At 62.4% G+C, this 20,479-nt stretch carries 12 protein-coding genes; 6 read left to right on the top strand and 6 right to left on the bottom strand.

Translation table 11 applies throughout. The annotated features are described in order from the left end of the window. Positions 1–15: 15 nt before the first annotated feature. Positions 16–4,338: an autotransporter outer membrane beta-barrel domain-containing protein gene (locus ACZCWR_RS09120; RefSeq protein WP_487300449.1), complete on the bottom strand. Its 4,323-nt coding sequence runs from the start codon at positions 4,336–4,338 to the stop codon at positions 16–18. A 386-nt stretch (positions 4,339–4,724) separates the two neighbouring features. On the opposite strand from ACZCWR_RS09120, the gene ACZCWR_RS09115 reads away from it, so the two are divergent. Beyond that, positions 4,725–7,031, top strand: a complete 2,307-nt coding sequence (locus ACZCWR_RS09115) for a beta strand repeat-containing protein (RefSeq protein WP_487300448.1) — start codon at positions 4,725–4,727, stop codon at positions 7,029–7,031. A gap of 9 nt (positions 7,032–7,040) precedes the next feature. On the opposite strand, the gene ACZCWR_RS09110 is transcribed toward ACZCWR_RS09115, so the two are convergent. Then, positions 7,041–7,979 (bottom strand): LysR family transcriptional regulator, encoded by a 939-nt coding sequence (locus tag ACZCWR_RS09110; protein ID WP_487300447.1) that lies wholly within the window; start codon positions 7,977–7,979, stop codon positions 7,041–7,043. A 114-nt stretch (positions 7,980–8,093) separates the two neighbouring features. On the opposite strand from ACZCWR_RS09110, the gene ACZCWR_RS09105 reads away from it, so the two are divergent. Then, positions 8,094–9,104, top strand: coding sequence for an alcohol dehydrogenase catalytic domain-containing protein (locus ACZCWR_RS09105; RefSeq protein ID WP_487300446.1), 1,011 nt, complete (start codon positions 8,094–8,096; stop codon positions 9,102–9,104). 110 nt (positions 9,105–9,214) lie between these two features. On the opposite strand, the gene ACZCWR_RS09100 is transcribed toward ACZCWR_RS09105, so the two are convergent. Further along, on the bottom strand, positions 9,215–10,591 hold the full coding sequence (locus tag ACZCWR_RS09100; RefSeq protein WP_487300445.1) for a glycerophosphodiester phosphodiesterase family protein: 1,377 nt from the start codon (positions 10,589–10,591) through the stop codon (positions 9,215–9,217). A gap of 345 nt (positions 10,592–10,936) precedes the next feature. On the opposite strand from ACZCWR_RS09100, the gene ACZCWR_RS09095 reads away from it, so the two are divergent. The 3 genes from ACZCWR_RS09095 (at position 10,937) to ACZCWR_RS09085 (ending at position 15,558) form a co-directional block, all read left to right on the top strand. Continuing rightward, positions 10,937–13,078 (top strand): alkaline phosphatase family protein, encoded by a 2,142-nt coding sequence (locus ACZCWR_RS09095; RefSeq protein WP_487300444.1) that lies wholly within the window; start codon positions 10,937–10,939, stop codon positions 13,076–13,078. Further along, positions 13,056–13,730: a hypothetical protein gene (locus tag ACZCWR_RS09090; protein WP_487300443.1), complete on the top strand. Its 675-nt coding sequence runs from the start codon at positions 13,056–13,058 to the stop codon at positions 13,728–13,730. Before ACZCWR_RS09095 ends, ACZCWR_RS09090 begins: the two co-directional genes overlap by 23 nt. A 238-nt stretch (positions 13,731–13,968) precedes the next feature. Beyond that, positions 13,969–15,558 carry an inorganic phosphate transporter gene (locus tag ACZCWR_RS09085; RefSeq protein ID WP_487300442.1) on the top strand — a complete coding sequence of 530 codons (1,590 nt, stop codon included), beginning with the start codon at positions 13,969–13,971 and terminating at the stop codon, positions 15,556–15,558. Between the two features lie 74 nt (positions 15,559–15,632). Here the strand turns inward: ACZCWR_RS09085 and ppk2 are convergent, their stop codons facing one another. The 3 genes from ppk2 to ACZCWR_RS09070 all read right to left on the bottom strand — a co-directional run bounded on the left by ppk2 (position 15,633) and on the right by ACZCWR_RS09070 (position 19,639). After that, on the bottom strand, positions 15,633–16,559 hold the full coding sequence (ppk2, locus tag ACZCWR_RS09080) for a polyphosphate kinase 2 (protein WP_487300441.1): 927 nt from the start codon (positions 16,557–16,559) through the stop codon (positions 15,633–15,635). 149 nt (positions 16,560–16,708) lie between these two features. Beyond that, entirely contained in the window at positions 16,709–19,201 is a 2,493-nt protein-coding gene (locus ACZCWR_RS09075; RefSeq protein ID WP_487300440.1) for a glycogen/starch/alpha-glucan phosphorylase, read from the bottom strand. A gap of 231 nt (positions 19,202–19,432) precedes the next feature. Continuing rightward, the gene (locus ACZCWR_RS09070; protein ID WP_487300439.1) at positions 19,433–19,639 is read right to left on the bottom strand and encodes a hypothetical protein; all 207 of its coding nucleotides are present in this window, start codon (positions 19,637–19,639) and stop codon (positions 19,433–19,435) included. Positions 19,640–20,015: 376 nt separating this feature from the next. Between ACZCWR_RS09070 and ACZCWR_RS09065 the strand changes: the two genes are divergently transcribed. Next, positions 20,016–20,366 (top strand): nuclear transport factor 2 family protein, encoded by a 351-nt coding sequence (locus tag ACZCWR_RS09065; protein WP_487300438.1) that lies wholly within the window; start codon positions 20,016–20,018, stop codon positions 20,364–20,366. Positions 20,367–20,479: the final 113 nt, after the last annotated feature.

Here is a 20,479-nt window from a genome sequence, read left to right as displayed (position 1 = left end):
AAGCTGCCCTTTCGCTCACCACGCCCAGCGCACGCCCGCGCCGCCCTCGATCGCGCTCCGGTTCGGACCGTTCACATTCATCGTATAACCGACGTTCGCGTAGACGCTTCCGCGCGCGCTAACCTTGGCGACGATGCCGGCGCCGAACTGCGCGGACGTCGCCGAGACGCTCGCCGGAATCACATCGGAGCCGGCGAACGTCACCGTATCGGTGGCGCCAAAGGTGCGCCACAGGTTCGCGCGCACATACGGCTCCCACGAGGTGCCCGCCGCATCGAAACGGCCGAACAGACGCACGCCGAGACGGCCCGTCAGGCCGCCTGCTTCGTGCAATGACACGCTCGAAATGCCGTCGTCGAAATCGTTGAGCGTGACGTGTTGCCAGATGAGTTGCGCTTGCGGCTCGATGCCGAACATCGACGACAACGCGATCGGCAGGCCCGCTTCGAGCGATGCGCCCAGCGCCGTGCCGTGCGTCGATGCGCCCACGCCGCGCTCCGACGATGGATCGACCGTCAGCGAACTGCCGAGCACGACCGCGTCCGTGTACCAGCCGCCCGGGCCGATGTGCGTCCAGTAGAGGCCGGCGGTGTATGCGTTCATCGACAGATGGCCGGCGTCGCTGTTCGGCACACCCAAAGCGAAGCCGCTCACGTCGCCGCTCGCGCGCGCGAAGCCCACAAAAAAGCCATAGTGATTGCGATGCCCGCCCGGCGCGCCATCGGCGTAGAGATCGTGGCCGACCTGCACGCCGCCGATGCCGCCGCTGAATTCCGGGTCCGCCGCGCCCTCGCTGTGCAGCGTCGCATGGCCGCCCCACATGCGCACCCACGCAGCCGGCAACGCGCCGCTTTCAGTCAATAGCGCCTGCTCGCCCTGACGGTCGTGGAACGTGCCGATCTGCTGCAGCGTGAGTTCGCGGGATAAAGCCGGAATCTCCGAATAGACCGGCACTTCTTCACGATACAGCGGCACCGGGTCGGTGGCGGCCGCCGCCGTCGCGACCGGCAGCGCCATGTTCGTTTCGCGTCCCCTTGCCATGCCTATTGTCGAAGCCGGGTCACCCGTACCCGTGGGCGTCACGCCCGAGAGCGCGGCAGGCAACGTGGTGCTCGAACGCAGATACCAGTTCTCGCCGGTGCCCGCGCTCACGCCGCCCTTGAACAAAAGATACGAATACGCGCCCGCCGACACTGGCTGCCCGAGCGTGAACGAACCCAGGTCCGTGTGCGCGCCGTTGGTCGCCTGCACGACCATGATTCCGTCGCCGCGCGTCATGCCGCCCGCGCCGCCCACGTTCGTCACCGAGACCACGGTCTTGCCGGTCCCTGCGCCGCGTGAGATCACGAGGCGGTCGCTCGGCGAATTGTCCGTGCCCAGCACGCTTTGCAGTTGCAGCCGCGCGCCGCCCAGTCCGTTGTAGTTGCCGTTGACGACGAAGCGGTCGTTCGCGCTCGCGCCGCCGTTGGTCAGGTCGATGGTCGCGTGATTGTCGAACGTGACGAGTTGCCCCGCGACATACGGCGAAATCGACGTCTGGCCGATGCCGCCCGCCAACAGCGTCGTGGTGCCCGAAGTCGAGAACGTGCCGGTGCCCGAAACGCCGTCGCCGAGCGTGAGGCCGCGTGCATCGAAGGTGAGTTGCGTGTTGTCGCCGGTGGAGATCGACTCCCAGCCCGTCAGGCGCGACAGGCCGCTCATATGCGTGCCATCGAGCGTGAGCGTGTCGTTGCCGACGCCGCCGTCGATCCGCGTGACCGCCGCGAGCGTGCTGTCGGTCAGATGGCCGACGATCGCGTTATCGTTGCCCGCGCCGAGCACGATTGCCCCGGCGAGCGTGCCGCCCGTCCAGCTGAACGTGTCGTTCCCGGTCGATGTCGTCACGCCCTGTCCGATCGAACCGCCGGTGATATACACGCCGTTCGCCCCGGTGCCGAGCAGCACGCGCCCGGCGATGGTGCCGCCGGTCATCGTGAAGATGTCGCGGCCGATCAACGCGCTCACGTCGCCGTCGACCTGCCCGCCGGACATCGTGAACGTGCTGTTGCCGGCATTCAGATTCACGTTCCCGCCGACGTGCCCGCCCGACATGCGCGCCACATCGCTGCCAGAGACATCGCCGGAGATCAGCCCGGCCGTCATGGCGAACGTGTTGTGGCCGACGCCCTGATCCAGCGAGACGATCTGGCCGCCGTTCATGGTGAAACTGTCGTCGCCCGAACCCTGCGTGATGGCCCCGGTGACCACGCCGCCGTTCATGTTGAACGTATCGTTGCCCGCGCCCTGACTGACCGCGCCGTCGATGCTGCCCGCGTTCATGTTGACCGTGTCGTTGCCGATATCCGTCGAAATGGCCGCGATGAAAAGCGATTGCGGCGCGATGTGTCCCGTGTTGGTCAGCGTGAGGCTCGCGGGCGTGCTCGATTCGATCTGAACCGAAACCCCGCCGAGCATGCCGGAATTGACCACGTTCATCACGCCGTCGCGCAAAAAGAGAAAGCTGACGGTGCCGCTGTTGTTCAGCGAGCCGCCCGCGCTCACATCGATGCCCGTGGGAATGTTGCCCGAATTGGTGATCTGCACCGGCGCGCCGGTCGTCGTGATGCCCTGGAAGCCGCTGAGCGTGCCGCTGTTCGTCACGTTGCCGCCCTGCGCCAGGTTGATCGCCGCGCCGTGCGTGCCGTTGATGGTGCCGCTGTTGGTGATGTTGCCCGTGCCCGAGAAAATGTCGATACCGAGCGACCCCTGAATCAGCCCGGTGTTCTCGATGTTCGCGCCGCTGCGCGTCATGATGCCTCGCCCGAGGCTATCGGTGCCGAGAATCGTGCCGCCGTTGACGATGGTCGCGGGCAGCGTGCCGATCACCACGCCGGTCGGTCCGGTCACCGTTCCGCCTTTCAGGATGGTGAACGTGCCGCCGCCCTGCATCTCGATGCCTGCCACCGTCTGCCCGGTGATCGCGCCGCTGCTCGAGAATGTGCCGCTGCGTTGAGAAAACACGCCATCGGTGAAACCGGTGATGGTGCCGCCCGCGTTGTTCAGCGTGCCGCCGTTCTCGAACGAGGCGCCCGCGCGGTTCACGCCGATCATCGTGCCGGTGTTGGTGATGTGCGAACTCGGCGTTCCCATGTCGGCGGCGGAATCGCTCCCGACGAGCGTCCCGCTGTTGACGATCGTCGCGCTCGTATTCGCGATGATGGCCGATGCGCTGGTGCCGCGAATCGTGCCCGAGTTGGTGAAGTTGCCGTTGCCGCCCGTGATCGCGACGCCCACCGCGCCTTCTATGCTGCCGCTGTTGTCGAGGTTGAGCCCCTTGGTCGCGCCCACGCCGCCCGTGATCGTGCCGCTGTTGGTGAGCGTGGAGAATCCGTTCATGCTCACGGCGCCGTTCACCGTGCCGGCGTTGTCGATCGTGCTCGCGGCCTCGGCGGAGATGCCGCTTCCCTGCTGACTTGCGATCACGCCGCTCGTCGTATTGACGATCTTCGTCGTCCCGGTCGCGTGGATGCCGATGCCATTCACGCCGCTTGCCGTGATCTTGCCGGTGTTAGTGATGGTGTCGCCGCTTGCATCGAGCGATTCGATGCCGTTCGAGCCGCGCCCCGACACGTTGATCGTGCCGTTGTTGATGAGCGTGTTGCCCGCGCCGGTTCCCGCGCCCGAGGCATAGAGTCCGTGCGATCCTGCGCCCGATGTCGTGATCCGCCCGCTGCCGGTATTGATGAGCACATCGCCGTGCGCCTGCGTGGCCATGCCGAACGACGCGGCCCCGGTCGTCCCGAGCGTGCCTTCGTTGACGAGCGTGCCGCCGCCCGCGCTGCCGGCGTCGCGCATCGCGGATGCGTTCGTGCCGCTCGTCGCGATCGTGCCGGTCCGCGCGTTGCCCATCCGCGCGCCCGCGCCCGCGCCGACATTGACCATGCCTTCCGCGTTCGTGCCGGTGGTCGAGACCGCGCCTTCGTTGACGAGGATATCGTGACCGCTGCCGCTGCTCTGCGCGCGGATGGCATCGGCATCGGTGCCATTGACAGCGAGCGTGCCGCGATTGTCGATCTTGCTGTTATCGCGCACCACGAGCGCCGGACCACCGTTGATGTTCAGCACGGCCTGCGGCGTCACGTCGATCCGCACGTTGACGCTGTTCGCTGCCGCGACCACGGGCGAGGCCGATGGGTTGGGCGCGCGCGTGTCGCACGTGGCGGTTTGGCCGGTGCGCGGCGCGAGGTTGTCGCACGCGGCGAACGTGGGCATCGCGCGAAACAGGACGGTCGCGCCGAAGGCGAGCGATAACGCACGCGCGAGCGGCGTCGCGCAAGGAAAAGCGCACGAGCGAGACATGAATCCTCCGGCCGTTCAGGCACGTCACACATGCAACATGAACCGGCGCGTGGATGGCTACGTGCCGGCTGGTCGCATCGCGGCTCCGGTCTCGTGCTGTACAACGTCGTGGAGAATAGTTCAGACAACGAAATTATGCAAAGTTTTGGCGGAGCGAGGGTGACCGCGTCAATGGTTCGCAGCGCCAAATGATGTCGCTGCATCGCCGTTTTCTTCGGCAAAAGCAGCGCGCTTCAGTCAGCTTGACGACAAACGCCTTGACCGCGTTATGTGCGGTAACGTACATTTCCCTTCCTGACGGGCGGCGTAAAAAGCATCCATGTACAACTCTGTTCCGACGATTGACGCGCGTTCGCGGTCATCGGCCATGAAGTGACGGAGGAACCATGCAACGTCGCCGTTTGCTCCTTCTCGGTCTCGTACTCGCCGATGCCACCGCCACGTTCGCCGCACCCGTGCTGCCCGTGCGCGGCGTGTTCGAAGCCGGTGGCGGCAAGATCACGACCGGCGCGGATTCGGTCACCGTCAATCAGACGTCCACGCGCGGTGTCATCAACTGGACGAGCTTCTCGATTGGCGAAGGCGGCAAGGTCGCGATCGACAACGGCAGCGGCGCGACGCTCAATCGCGTGGTCGGCGGCGGCGGCGCATCCATGATTCTCGGCGCGCTCACCGGCACCGGCACCGTGTATGTGATGAACCCGCAAGGCGTCGTGATCGGCGCCACCGGCGTGGTCAACACGGGCGGGCAATTCCTGGCGTCGTCGCTTGCCGCGAACACGGCGGCGTTCATGGCGGGCGGCCCGCTCGCGTTGTCCAATGGCGGCAACGGCGCGGTCGTCAATCTCGGCAAGATCACATCGAGCGGCGGCGATGTGTTCCTGATCGCCCGGTCGCAAGTGGAGAATCGCGGCTCGATCGATGCCCCCAAGGGCACGGCGGAACTCGCCACCGGCACGCAGGTGACCTTGCAGGACAGCGCGAGCGGCCGTCAGGTCCGGCTCGATCTCGGTTCGGGCGGCACCATCACGAACGCGGGCGCGATCCGCGCGGCGCAGATCAGCCTGCAAGCGGCCGATGGCAACGTCTTCGCGCTTGCGGGCAAGACCAGCGCCATCCGGGCGACCGGCACCGCCGTGCGCGACGGCCACGTCTGGCTGGTCGCGGGCAAGGGCGAAATCCACGCGAATAGCGCGATTACCGCAACCAACGGCAACACCAGCGGCGGCACGGTCGATAGCAGCGCGGCGTCCTTCGACCTGTCGGGCGCGACCATCAGCGCGGGCCAATGGAACGTGACCTCCCCGGCCGTCTCGCTCGATGCCGCCGCCGGCGACGCCCTGTCGCGCAGCCTGAATGCCGGCACGGCGGTGAATGTCGCGGCGACCGGCGATATCGCGCTGAGCGGCAGCATCCGCTGGACCGGCAGCGCGGCGCTTGCGTTCAACGCGCCGCACAGCATCACGGTAGCGGCGGGCAGCACCATCGCCAACACGGGAAGCGGCAATCTCACGTTGCGCGCGGATTCGGGCGCGATCGACAACGGCGGCGGCATCGACAACAAAGGGACGATCGACTGGTCGCAGAGCAAGGGCATCGCCAGTCTGTTCTACGACATGAACAGCACGTCGTCGCCGGGCACCGTGTCGAGCAACCGTTTCTGGACGCCCGCGCCGTTCAGCGGGCTGGTCACGCAAGTCACGGCCTACAAGCTCGTCAACACTGTCGCGGATCTCGCGCAAGTCGCACAAGACCTGACCGGCAACTACGCGCTCGGCCGCGATATCGACGCGAGTTCCACCGCGCTCGACCCGTTCCACCCCATCGGCCAGATTCTCTCGACGCCGTTCGTCGGCCAGTTCGACGGCTTCGGCCACACCATCGGCAACTATCACGCGTATCCCTTCACCGACGCGGTGATCGATTACACCGGCCTGTTCGGCGTGATCGGCAACGCGGGCGTCGTGCGCAACGTGGGGATGGCGAACGCGGACATCGACCGTTCGGCGGCCGGATATTTCGGACTGCTGGCGGGACAAAGCAGCGGCCTGATCGAAAACACCTGGGCGACCGGCAGCTTGCGGGCAGACCCGCCGATCACGGCGGGCGGGCTCGTCGGGCGCAACGACGGCCATATCGAGCGTTCGTGGAGCAGCGCGACACTCGGCGGCAACGGCTTCATGGGCGGGCTCGTGGGCGAGAACAACGGCACGATCCTGCAGTCGTACGCCGCGAGCCACCTGGGCAGTCCCGGCACGCAGGCGGACGCGGGCGGGCTCGTCAGCATCAATGTCGGGACGATCGCGCAGTCGTATTCGACGAGCACGCTGGCCGGCGTCGTCAGCGGCGGATCGCTCGTCTACAACAACGCGGGCGTGATCTCGCAATCGTTCGGAACCGGGACGCTCACGGCCGCCGATCCGACCTTCTCGCTGACCGGCGGCATCGCCACCTATAACCGCGGCACCATCTGGAGCGACGTGTACTGGAACGCGGAATCGACCGGGCAAAACTATCCGGTTCAGACGAACCAGAATGTCGGCACCGTTCCGCCGATGTCGAACGGCCTGACCAACGCGGCCATGGCGCAGGCATCGAGTTTCGGCGGATACGATTTCAGCCCGTCCGGTGCGTGGGCAATGCCCGCCGGCGCGACGCATCCGATCCTGCAATGGCAGCAGGCGCGGCCCTGAAGGCTGCATTCAGAATCGAACACGTTCCTGCCGTGGATCGAAGTGGCCCGCCTTCTCGTTCCTGAACGTGTCGACGACGAAATCCACGAAGACGCGTGTCTTGGCCGATACAAGCGTGCGTGACGTGTAGTAAAGCGAGATCGTGCCGACATCGACGGTCCAGTCCGGAAGCAGCCGAATGAGATCTCCGCGCTCCAGGTCGGGTTGCACATCGGCCAGCGCAATCAACGCCACGCCCAAACCGAGCCGCGCGGCCTCGCGAATCGCGGCGGGATCATTCAAGACGATGGTTTCATCGAGTGCTTCCGCCATCTCCACACCGTTCGCATTCCGTAGCATCCAGTGGCGGATTCGCCCCGTGCCGGTCGAGCGCATGACAATGCCGCGATAGGCCGCAAGTCCTGAGGGATCGGTGGGCGGCGCCCGGCCGGACATATAGGCCGGAGCGGCCACGACGATGCCATGCACCGGGGCAAGCGGACGAGATACGAGTCCGGGCGCGAGTTCGAAGCCGGCGCCAATCGCGGCGTCGTAGCTCTCGGCGATCAAATCCACGGGCCGGTTTTCGAAGTGCCACTCCGGGCGGATGTGCGGGTAGCGCGCCAGAAACGGCGGTAACAACGGCAGCATGTGCATGATGCCGAAGGTCGGGCTCATGCTCACTTTCAGGACGCCTGCCGGTTCGCCGCTTTGTGCCTGCGCTTGGGTAATGGCGCTCTGGAGTGCGTCCAGGTTGCCATCGATCGACATGAGAAAGCGTTCGCCGGCTTCGGTGAGCGTGAGCTTGCGGGTGGATCGTTGAAAGAGCCGTATTCCGAGGTTGCGTTCGAGCATTGCCACGTTTCGGCTAACGGCGGCCGCGGTCAATCCCAGCATGCGTGCGGCTTGAGCAAAGCTGCCGCCTTGCGCGGCTTTCACGAATGATTCGAGATTCGCCAGAGTTTCCATTTATCAAGCCAATTACTCACGTTTGCTTGAAACAAGAACAAGACAATACCCCCTAATCAGCATGCAATAAAGTGCCTAACCTTGGCTCCAGTTTTCCAACCTGGAGTCAAATCGATGAAAGCCATTGTTTTCTCTCGCTTCGGCGAGCCCAAGGATGTTCTCGAACTGAAGACGCTGCCCGAGCCAACGCCGCCGGGCCCTGGCGAAGTGCTGATTCGCGTGACCAAGCTGCAGGTTCACCCCGGCAATCTCATGATGGTTCGAGGCATGTTCGAAATCCCGCTGCCACCGGACGGATTTCTGGTCCCCGGCGCCGATGGCGTGGGTGTCGTCGAGAGCGTGGGCGAAGGCGTGGATCGCGCCCATCTGAAGCCGGGCGTGCGCGTGATCTTCAATCCGAGCCCGGGCGCATGGGCGCAACGTCTCAAGGCCCCTGCCGAATCGGTCACGCCCATTCCGGATGATTTGCCCGACGCCATCGCAGCGCAAATGGGCCCGAACGCCGTGATCGCGCTCATGTTGCTGCGAGCAGCTCAAGACGCGGTGCCGGACGCGGGTCGCGACATACCGATCTTATTGAACGCTGCCGGGTCGTCGGTGGCGCGCTTCGTGACGATCGCGGCGCGCCGGCGTGGCTTGAAAGTCGTAGGCGTGGTCAGAAGCGCAAACGGTGCAAACGTCCTGTCACAGCGGTTCCCCGATATGCCCGTGGTCTCGACAGCCGACCCGGCGTGGCACGACCACGTCCGCCATGCCGCGAACATGCAACCGCTTCAGGTCGTGATGGATCCGGTAGCCGGGGCAATGGTCGGCGATCTCATTCCCTTGCTCGGCGACCGCGGAGTCGTGCTGCTTTACGGCGCCATGTCAGCGGACCCTATCGTCTTCCCGCTCAACGCGGTGCCGCGCGAGATCATGTTCGCAGGCGTGTCTTCTTCGCGCTGGATGCAGAACGCGTCGCGCGAACAGCGCCGTGAGGATGTAGCGGAGGCAATCGAGATCGGCCGCGGCGCGCCTGAAAAATTCGAGGTGGAGGCGGACTACGATCTGACCCGGTTCGCCAGTGCAATCGAACATATCGAGCGCGACAATCGCCATGGGGCAGTCTTGCTCAGCCTGGGCTGATCGATCGAACGGGCCGACGCAGGCGATCGCCCCGGGCGATGCCCGTTAGACAGCCTCGGCGTTGGCCCGCTTTTCAAATCGTCAGTCTGCCTAACGAACAAGCGACACCTTTATCTTCCAAGCTCGTGCAGGTAGGCCGTTCGCGCCGCGGAACCCGTATTGGCGAAGTCCGTGAACACGCCATCCACGCCGAGGCGGAAAAACTTCAGATACTCCTGCGCCGGGTCGCCGTTATAGTCTGCCGCCAGGTATTTCTTCTCGTTGCGGAAGGTGAAGACGTGCACGAACAATCCGGCCTTGTGAGCATCGCTGACGACGCTTGTCGCGGGTTGCGTGGTCGCGGCCGTCGTCGAACCGGCATAGGGCGTGCCGTCCGCATTGGTCGCCGGAAACGGCGATATCTTGAGCGGCACGATTTGCGGCTTCCACGGCCCGATACCGTCCGCGTAAGTCTTGATCTGCGCGAGTCCGGCAGGCGTGAGCATGGCGTCGAACCAGCGCGAGTCGCCCGCGATGGTCCAGTCGAACGGGCGGCTATCGGTGATCTCGTTGTAGATCACCGCGCCGCTGCGGTAATCGACATCGTAACCATCGATCAACTGCACGATCTTCGTGTTGAGGCCGTGCGCCTTCATGTATTGCAGGCTCGTCGGCTCGAAGCTCTGTACGAATACGGCAGCCGTTTTGCTGTTGAGATTGTTGTCGTTGAGAATCTTGATCAGCGCATCTTCGAGCGGGCGGCTGCCCGCCGCGCCGCAGCCGTTGGCGATCGCTTGCGCGTTGTTCCAGGTCGGATTCTTCGTCTCCGGATACACCGACAAGGTGCGCCCCGTTGCCGCGCTCTGGGTCTTCGCGATATCGATGATCTGCTGGAACGTGAGGATCGGATACTTGCCGTTGTATTCGGTGGGACGCTCGCTTGCCGCGTCGTATGTGGTGCCGCCCAGCAGCGTGCCCAGTTCCGCCGCCGTGAAGTCCGTGATCGACCAGTCGCCGGTGTGATCCTCGCCATCGACGATCAGCGACTTCAGCACCGACTTCGGATCGTTCGGATTGGTGAGATCGGTCAGATATTGCGACGGACCGGACGTTGTCGTGGTGGGCCATTTGACGTTGACCAGCACGCCCGGCACGGTGCGCTTTCTCGCGGCGACCGATGCGTTGCTCTTGGCGACATCGGCGACATTGGTGTTGTCGGACAGCCAGGGATTGTGTCGCGCGACCAGCACGCAATCCTTCGATAGATGCAGGTCTTCTTCGAGCGCATCCGCGCCGTTCTGCGCCGCGAGTTCGTACGACGGCTGAGTTTCTTCGGGACGCAAGCCGGGAAGTCCGCGGTGGCCGATGACGAGCGGTTGCTGCTTGTCGAGGGTGGCGAAGTCGTTGTTGTGATCGTCGCTGCCGCAGGCGGTCAGCGTTGTCATGAGCGCGAGAAAAGCGATGGGTGTAGCGACTTTGTTCTTGAAATACTTCGGATACCTTCTCATCGCCAGTCCTATTGTTTGCTTGTATCTTTGCATTATGACTATCGCATCATTACGGCTATATGAATGACATCGACTGACATGGAAACTAAATGAAATATGGACGAAATGCGGACAAGACCAAGCGCAGGTCTGGGTGCGTTTGAATTGCCTTGCTCAAAAAAAACGCGATCACCTGCCGGCTCTTTTAAGCTGACATAGTCAAACAATGGACATTCGATTTAGCCTAAGCATTGTTCCTTGCTGAAGGCACAAATCGATCAAGACGTCACACAAACGTAATTATCGGCCTATAGCCTCGATTCGCTGTGACGGTCGAATACCGGCCGTGTCCTCGGAGCGAACGTGATGACAAGCCTGCGCGCATGGTCGATAGCATTAGTGGGTGGCGTTTCTCTCGTGGGCTGCGGCGGGCACGACGCCACCAATCCCACTCCCCCACAGGCAACGCGCACGATCATCATGGTGTGGGACGGCTTGCGTCCCGATTCCGTCACTCAAGCCGATACCCCTAATCTCTATGCGTTGCGTCAGGCAGGCGTGAACTTCGCCGACAACCACTCGACCTATCCGACCTTCACGATGATGAACGGCTCGTCGTTCGCGACGGGGTCGTTTCCGAAGACGAGCGGTTTCTACGGCAATACGTTCTGGACGCCACCGCAAGGCGCGGCCGCCACGATTCCCGTCGGCAACTCGGCGACCGGCTCAAGCCAGGACTATGTCGATCCGGTCTTCACGGAGGACTATCAGGTTCTCACGACACTGAACAATTACTACGGCGGCCAGTTGCTGCTCGTGAAAAGCCTGTTTGCCACGGCGCAAGCGGCGGGCATGGTGACAGCGACCATTGGCAAATCGGGCGCGGCCTACATTCAGGATCTCGCGCAGGGCGGTTACTTTCTGGATGAGAACACCGCACAACCGCGCGGCCTGGTCACCGAACTTCAGGCGGCCAACATCGCGGTGCCGAAAAACACGACCTTCGGCTATTCGGGCACGAATGCCGTCACGCTCGCCGCGAACAACGGCGACCCCACCGCGCGCGCCGGATACATCACGTTCAATACCACCGCCTACGATCCCGCCGGCAAGCTCACCGTCGCCGCGCGCGACAGCACGGACAGCACGCAGGGCGCACCTGAAGACGCGGCCAACAAGTACATGATGTCGGTCTTCACGTCTTACATCCTGCCGAAGAAGCAACCGATGCTCTCGCTCATCTGGTTCCGTACGCCGGACAACGTCGAGCACGGGTACGGTCCCGGCACGCCCAACATGAAGGCAGGTTTGCGTTCACAAGACGCGCGGCTCGGCGAACTGATCGCAGGCCTGAAGGCGAACAACCTGTACGACCAGACGAACATCGTGGTCGTCTCGGATCACGGGCATTCGACGGTATCGGGTCCGCTTGCGCTCTATCCGTTGCGCGCGATCACCGCTTCCGCTACCCCGCCTGCCGGGCCCGCGATCAACGGTTCCACCAGCGGCACGGATGCCGCCGCGATCGGCGCCATCAACGCCAACGGCTACTCCTTCTCCGGCGACGTGCGTTCGGCCGATCTGCTGACCTTCCGTGGCTTCAAGGCGTATGACGGCGCAGGCTGCGGCACTTCGGCCATGTACGGCCTGAATGCCGCCGGCACACCCACCGTGCCCGTCAAGACGGACACCGGCGGCACCCTTTGCGGCACCGCGAACACGAAGTATCAGGCGATTAGTTCGACACTGCCCACGCCCGTCGCGAGCTTCAAGGTGCCCGCGCCTGGCAGCTTGCCGCCGAACGGCATCGTGGTGGCGGCGAACGGCGGCTCCGACTACTTCTATGTGCCCGGTCACGATCCCGCGACGATCCAGAGTCTCGTGAAGGTGCTTCAGCAGCGGGAGGAATTCGGCGCGATCTTCGTCGACAGCCGTTATGGCAACCTGCCCGGCACGCTGCCGATGTCCATGGTCAACCTTGAAAACGCGACGCGCCAGAACAACGGCCAGCCCGACGTGGTCGCGAGTTTCACCTGGGACGATCAGGTGAATGTGCAGGGTCTTCCCGGCATCGAGTTCGAAAGTGTCGGTGGGCAGCGCGGCATGCACGGGAGCTTCGGCATCAACGACGTGCATAACACGCTGGTCGCGAGCGGCCCGTCGTTCAAGACCACGACCGTGTTGAGCACGCCGACCGGAAATGTCGATGTCGCGCCGACGGTGGCCTATCTCCTTGGCTTATCGATGCCGCAGGCAGACGGACGCATCGTCAACGAATCGCTCCTGACGCCCAAGAGCACGTCGGCGCCGCAAGTCGCCCAATCGACGGTTCAGCCCGCAACGGCGGCGACTGGCCTGCGCTTCGAGCTGCCCACCGACCCTACCGGCGCGAGTGTCGATTCAGCGCTTTTGCAGGGAACGTACTCGATCAGTCTGGCAGTCAAGGATTTGACGGTGGACAGCAAGACGTACCGTTATTTCGATTATGCAAAAGCCATTCGTCAGTAAGCTGCTGGCGTCGATCTGCGCGGCGTTGACGGCAACGGCCACTTACCCGGCGACCAGCCAGGACAAAGCGCCGACGTTCGAATCCGTGTTCGCGACGAACGGTGAGCCATCCACGCTTCACTACACCGTGCAGTTCAGCACGCGCGACGGAAGACACACCATGCAGGTCTGGCGCGACGGCGACACCCGCCTGCGCCGCCGTACCGACGATGCGCTCGACACCTACGTGATAAGAGACGCGACTGACCCAACCGATTATCAGATGATCGTGGTCGATTACGACAAGCACATCACGACGCGCATCGATCGAAACAACCTCGTGCGGCTCGGGCGCTTTCTGGACTGGTTCGATCTCGCGCACGGATTGAAGCATCCCATCGGACCTTATCGAATCATGCGTTCCGAAGCGCCACCCAAGGTCGATGCGCCGCTGTCGGCCTGCCGCTGGTATCAAATCGAGCAAGGCGACGCGCGACATCGCGTTTGCTGGAGCGAGCGCGACCGCTTGCCGTTGTCGATCTGGACGGATTCGCAGGGAGAAATCTGGCGCGTGTCGGCAGTGGACCACACGAGTTTGCCGGCCAATACGTTCGAGCTGCACGATGCCGGCTTCGTGCGCAACGATGCCAATCAGGACATCGACAGCGATTGACATGCAAGGTTCGCGTTCTCTCAAGGCTTCCGGCGTCGATCCATGAAGCTGTCATTCCCGTTCGCTACGCTTGGCGACGATGCTCACATCGAATAAAGCACGCTGAAGGCCAAGGCTCTCACCCGCCCCGAACCGATCACCCAACCTTAACCCATCAAGAACGCGTTGAACCGTCACCGGTCGGGCCTCTCTCCACGCGAGAGGCAAGCAACGCTCTAACGAAACGGAGGCTGAATCCATGTCAGGACTACCTATTCCGCAGGTCGATACGTCCAATGCACGAAACCGGCGGCTCAGCCTGTTTGCTTTTCTTGCCGTCATCACCGTCGGCTTGCTCTATGTCGTCTTTCACCTCGTGGGCGATCTGCAGCCTGTTCAGCAAGCCTCGGCGCTTCCCTACATCTTGCTCGTGGTCGCGTTGCTGATCGCGCTTGGCTTCGAATTCGTGAATGGATTTCACGATACGGCCAATGCGGTCGCGACCGTGATCTACACGCATTCGCTCGCGCCGAACTTCGCCGTCATCTGGTCCGGCACGTGGAACTTTCTCGGCGTGCTGACTTCGAGCGGCGCGGTGGCGTTCGGCATACTGCAGTTGTTACCCGTCGAGCTGATTTTGCAGGTGGGCAGCAGCGGCGGGTTTGCCATGGTCTTCGCGCTGCTGATCGCGGCTATCATCTGGAATCTGGGCACGTGGTATTTTGGTTTGCCCTCCTCGAGTTCCCATACCTTGATCGGCTCGATCATCGGCGTGGGCCTGATGAATCAGATGATGCATGGCCCCAGCGGAACCAGCGGCGTGGATTGGGGACAAGCCCTCGGTGTCGGCAAATCGTTGCTCCTCTCGCCGCTCGTCGGGTTTCTGGCGGCAGGCCTCCTGTTGCTGATCCTCAAAGCAGTCGTGAAAATTCCCGCGCTGTACACCGCGCCTTCGGGAAACACGCCCCCGCCGTTCTGGATTCGCTCGCTGCTGATCCTGACATGCACGGGCGTGTCGTTTGCCCACGGGTCGAACGACGGGCAGAAAGGCATGGGGCTCATCATGCTCATCCTCATCGGTACAGTACCGACTGCCTATGCGTTGAACAAGGCGGTGACGCCCGAGGAAACTCAGACCTTCGTGTCGGTCGCACGCGATACATCGACCGCGCTTGGCCGATACTCAAATGGCGCCCCGAGCCCCGCGAATCCTCGTCAGGATGTCGAACTATATGTTCAGACGCATACCCTTACGCCCGCCACCGTCCCGGCACTTCAACAACTGGTCGAGCTGATCGGCCGGGAAGTCGGCGCATCGGGCGGGTCGCTGGCCAATGTGCCGAAGGACAGCGTCGATAACGTTCGAAACAACATGTATGTCGCATCGGAAGCCATCCGGCTGATGGAAAAGGCAAAGCAACCCGCTTTTTCGGAGGCCGACGCCAAGACCATCGACAACTTCAAAAAGCAAACCGATCACGCCACCAAGTTCATTCCGACCTGGGTGAAAGTGGCTGTCGCGATTGCGTTGGGACTCGGCACCATGGTGGGATGGAAGCGGATCGTCGTGACGGTCGGCGAGAAAATCGGCAAGCAGCATTTGACCTATGGTCAGGGTGCATCGGCCGAACTCGTCGCCATGCTGACCATTGGCGCTGCCGACATGTACGGACTGCCCGTGTCGACGACTCACGTGCTGTCGTCCGGCGTGGCGGGAACCATGGCTGCGAACGGCTCCGGATTGCAGTGGGACACGGTTCGCAACCTCGTGCTCGCCTGGGTGCTCACGCTTCCCATCTCGATCGCGCTGGCAGGGGCCCTTTACTGGCTATTCCGATTCGTTTTCTGATCGTACTTGGTCTGAAGGCATCGAAGGCATCGCGGACCGCGCGGCCTTCGATGCACGATCGCTCTCGAGACGCGTCAGTACCTTTCCGGCACGATCATCGATTCGGGCACGGGATGCCGAATGTACTCCTCATGGTGCACGCGTTCTGGCAACACGACGGGCTCATGCTCCACTTCCTCGTACGGCACCTGATCGAGCAGATGGCTGATGCAATTGAGCCTGGCGCGCTTCTTGTCGACTGCCTGCACGACCCACCACGGCGCCTCGGGAATATTGGAGCGCTCCAGCATGACCTCCTTGACGTGGGTGTATTCCTCCCAGCGTCGCCGGCTTTCCAGGTCCATCGGACTGAGCTTCCATTGCTTCAGCGGGTCTTGCACTCGAGCCTGAAAGCGCAGTTCCTGCTCATCGTCGGTGACCGAAAACCAGTACTTGATGATCTGGATGCCACTGCGAACGAGCAGCCGTTCGAACTCCGGCACGGAACGAAAGAACTCCTCGTATTCATCGTCCGTGCAAAAACCCATGACGCGTTCGACGCCCGCCCGGTTGTACCAGCTTCGATCGAACAGGACGATCTCGCCGCCCGCGGGCAGATGGGACACGTAGCGCTGAAAATACCATTGCGTCCGCTCGCGGTTGTTCGGTGCGGGAAGCGCGGCGACGCGGCACACGCGCGGGTTCAGCCGCTGCGTGATCCGTTTGATCACCCCGCCCTTGCCCGCCGCATCCCGCCCTTCGAACACCACGACCAGCCGGTGACCGGTCTTTTGCACCCAGTCCTGCAACTTCACCAGTTCGCCCTGCAGACGAAAAAGCTCCTGAAAATAGTGCTTGCGCGACAGGCGCGCTTGCTCGGTGAGCGCCGCATCTCCATCCTGAATCCGATCGTCCACCTCCAGTTCGAGTTCCTCGTCATAGGCATCGATGAGGTCCTCCTGAAAACGACGCTGTCTTTCGTCGAGCGCGGCCGCGTCGTGGAATCTGTCGAACTCTGTCATGTCAGTTCTCCTCTTGCGATGGAAAAATTGACGCGCCCGAAGCGGGCGCGCCTGCCACGGCAATCATCGGCTCAAGAAATGACGTTGAAGTTACTGACGGTGAAGTGAAGCCTTCGGCTTGCGCGGGCAAAAAGCGGGGCTCGCGCTTACTAAACGAGTTCGAATCGCACTGGCTTGATGTTCCAGATTGCTTCGCTGTATTCACGAATCGCGCGGTCCGAGGAGAACTTGCCGGAATACGCCGTGTTCAGAATCGACATGCGGGTCCAGCGCTGCGTATCCTTCCAGACCGCGCTGACTTCATCCTGAGCCGTGACGTAGGCGGCGTAGTCGGCGAGCACGAGAAACGGATCCGCGTGCAGCAGATTATCGACCAGCGGACGAAACACCTCTCGATCGCCGTGCGAGAAATGCCCGCTCCCGATCACTTCCAGCACTTCATGCAATTCCTGATTGTTGTTCACGAAGTCCGACGGGATATACCCTTCTCGCTTCACGCGCTCCACTTCGTCGGCATGCAGGCCGAACAAAAAGAAGTTCTCGTCGCCGCATTCCTCGCGAATTTCGACGTTCGCGCCATCCAGAGTGCCGATGGTCAACGCACCGTTCATCATGAACTTCATGTTGCCGGTGCCCGAGGCCTCCTTGCCCGCCGTCGAAATCTGCTCGGAGAGATCGGCCGCCGGATAGATGAAGTGTGCATTCTTCACATTGAAGTCGGGGAAGAACACCACCTTCAGACGTCCGTTCACGAGGGGATCGTCATTCACCACCTCGGCGATACCATTGATCAGCCGAATGATGAGCTTGGCCATTGCATAGCCGGGCGCGGCCTTGCCGCCGAAGACGAAGCAGCGCGGCGTCATGGCAAGCTGAGGATTGCGTCGCAGGCGCTGATAAAGCGTCACGATAAACAGTGCGTTCAGATGCTGGCGCTTGTATTCGTGAATGCGCTTGACCTGAATGTCGAACATCGCGGCTGGATCGACGGCAATGCCCGTCGCGCTCTTGATCTGCGCGGCCAGCGTGCGCTTGTTCGCGTGCTTGACCTCGCGCCAGCGAGCTTGGAAATCGACGTCGTCGGCGTGCCGATCGAGTGCGCGCAGTTGGCCGAGATCGGTGCGCCACGCACGCCCGAGCGTCTCGTCGAGCAACGCGGCGAGGCCCGGATTGCTGAGCATCAGGAAGCGGCGCGGCGTGACGCCATTCGTCACGTTATGAAAGCGCTCGGGCCAGAGTTCCGCGAAGTCGCGCAGCACGGTTTCTTCCAGCAGCTTCGAATGCAGCGCGGCCACACCGTTGACCGCTTGGCTGCCGATCGTGGCGAGATTCGCCATGCGCACGCGCTTCGCGCCGTTTTCATCGATCAGGGACATGCGGGCGATGCGCGCGTCATCGCCCGGATAACGTTGCCGGAGTTCATCCAGAAAGCGTGCGTTGATCTCATAGACGATTTCCAGCAGACGCGGCAACAGGCTTTGAAACAGCGGCAAACCCCACGTTTCCAGCGCCTCGGGCAACAGCGTGTGATTCGTGTAGGCCAGTGTGCGGTGCGTGATGTCCCATGCCTGTTCCCACGGAAGTCCGCGCTCGTCCACGAGCAGCCGCATCAGTTCGGCAACGGCGATCGACGGATGCGTGTCGTTCATCTGCGCCGTGAACATGTCCGGCAAGCGTTCGATCGGTTCGCCCTTGAGCGCGAGTAGCCGCAGCATGTCCTGCAATGAGCACGAGACGAAAAAGTATTGTTGCGCAAGCCGCAGACGCTTGCCGGCTTCGGGCTCGTCATTGGGATACAGCACTTTGGACAGGGTTTCGGATTGCACTTTCTCGTGCACGGCTTCGTAGTAGTCGCCGGCATTGAAGTTTTGCAGATCGAACGATTCGACGGCTTCGCTTTTCCACAACCTGAGCGTGTTGCATGTATTGACTTCGAAACCGGGAATCGGCGTGTCGCACGCCACGCCTTTTACTGTGTACGCGGGAATCCAGCGCACGCCGAAGCGCCCATGTTCGTCGGTTCCACTTTCCGTGCGCCCGCCAAAGCTCACATAGAACGCGACATCCGGGCGCAGGATTTCCCACGGATTGCCTTTTTGAAGCCATTTGTCGGTGACTTCCACCTGCCAGCCGTCGCGAATTTCCTGATCGAAGATGCCGAATTCATAGCGGATGCCATAGCCGATCGCGGGAATTTCGAGCGTCGAAAGCGAATCGAGATAGCAGGCGGCCAGACGTCCGAGACCGCCATTGCCGAGACCCGGTTCTTCTTCGATCGCGACCAGTGCGTCAAGGTCGAGGCCCAATTCCTCGAGCGCCTCGCGTGCGTTGCGCTGGATACCGAGGGCGATCAGGTTGTTGCCGAGTTGCGGCCCGATCAGGAACTCCGCCGAAAGGTAACAGGCCACCTTGGCGTCGTGCGCCACATAGGTACGCGTGGTGGCCACACGTCGCGCCATCATGCGATCGCGCACCGTGTAGGCCAGCGCCACGTACCAGTCGTGCGCCGTCGCGATCTCCGGATACCGCGCCTGAAGACAGATCAGGTTGTCGACGATATCGCGCTTGAGCGCTTCGACACCCAGGCCACTGCGGGCCGGCTCTGCGCTGGCCGGAATATTCAAGGTAGGTGCGTCGTCCATGATCCCTTCCGTTTGCTCGATGTGTTCGGAAATGGCGCGAACATCGACGACGGCCGGATGATGGGCGCGTCGCGACGATTGGCCATGAGCCTGCAAGCATGGTCGGGTTGTATGTCGGGCAGTTGACAGGGCGCAAGCGAACGCTGCAAGGGCGCCTGAGACAGTGAACATGGAACGCCCTGCCGATTACCGAGGCAGGACGCAAGGGTCTTAACACGATTAAGTGGCGACTCAAGCCTCGTCGTCTTCCTCGTCATCGGCCGGTTCGACGAACTCCAGATTGTTCTCGACAATGTCGATTCGAATGTCCTCGGGATCGTCTTCGAATTCGATGTTATTGGGCGGCGTCGCCACCACCTTGAAGTCGTAATCCAGACCGCTTGCGTAGGCGACGTACTCGCTCTCGTCGTCCTCGCGCATGACGTCGTCATCGAGCATGGAGCGTCTTTCCGGATTGAAATCCTTGGCCGTGAGAACGACCCGCTCCTCACGAGAAGTTCAACGTTTCCAGATGGCTCGAGTGTTGACTGTCACAATCGCGCGCTCCTTAATTTTTGGCACGCTGCTTCGTCCGTCAGCGTGAATGCGCGATATCCGCGACCGACGCCTTATACCGAGAAAAATACTCCGTCTTCGGGGACAAAAATCGGTGCTGTGCCTTCGCGCATTCAATTTTCGCGCCATGCCTGACGCTCATATGATGACGAAGCTCGACCAAGCCGACCGGCTGCTTTCCTCGCACAAAACATATCAAGGGTCGCGCGAAAAGACAGTATCCTCGCCCGTTCTTGTGAGCTGATTAAGGAGAAGCGATATGAAGGAATCGAACAAGGCCGTCCTACGAAAAGCGAATGCCGCGGTAAGCGCCGGGGATAACGAGGGATTTCTCTCGGCGTGCGCGGACGACATCGTATGGACGACGGTGGGCGCAGGAAGCCTTCGCGGCAAAGCGGCCGTCCGCGAGTGGATGGCAAACGAGTATGTGACTCCGCCGCAGTTCACGGTCGCCCGTTTGATCGGTGACGAAGATTTCGTGGTGGCGCTCGGCGAAATCATGTCCGCGGACGAAAACGGAAAAGAAATTCGGCATTCCTACTGCGACGTCTGGCGTTTCAGCGAAGGTAAGTTGGTGGAATTGAAGGCGTTCGTCGTGGAGACTTCGTGAAGGTTTGCGGGGTGTGCCCTGGAGCAATCGCGCCGCCCGTCAAAAATTGCTTCGTGCTCCGATACATATCGCGCGACGGTCCGCGTTACGCGTTGTGGGTCATTTTGTGGGTC

The sequence above is a fragment of the Caballeronia sp. A2-2 genome (assembly GCF_057612605.2).
The sequence above is the reverse complement of the archived record's forward strand: the minus strand, read 5'-3'. Positions and strand labels throughout refer to the sequence as shown.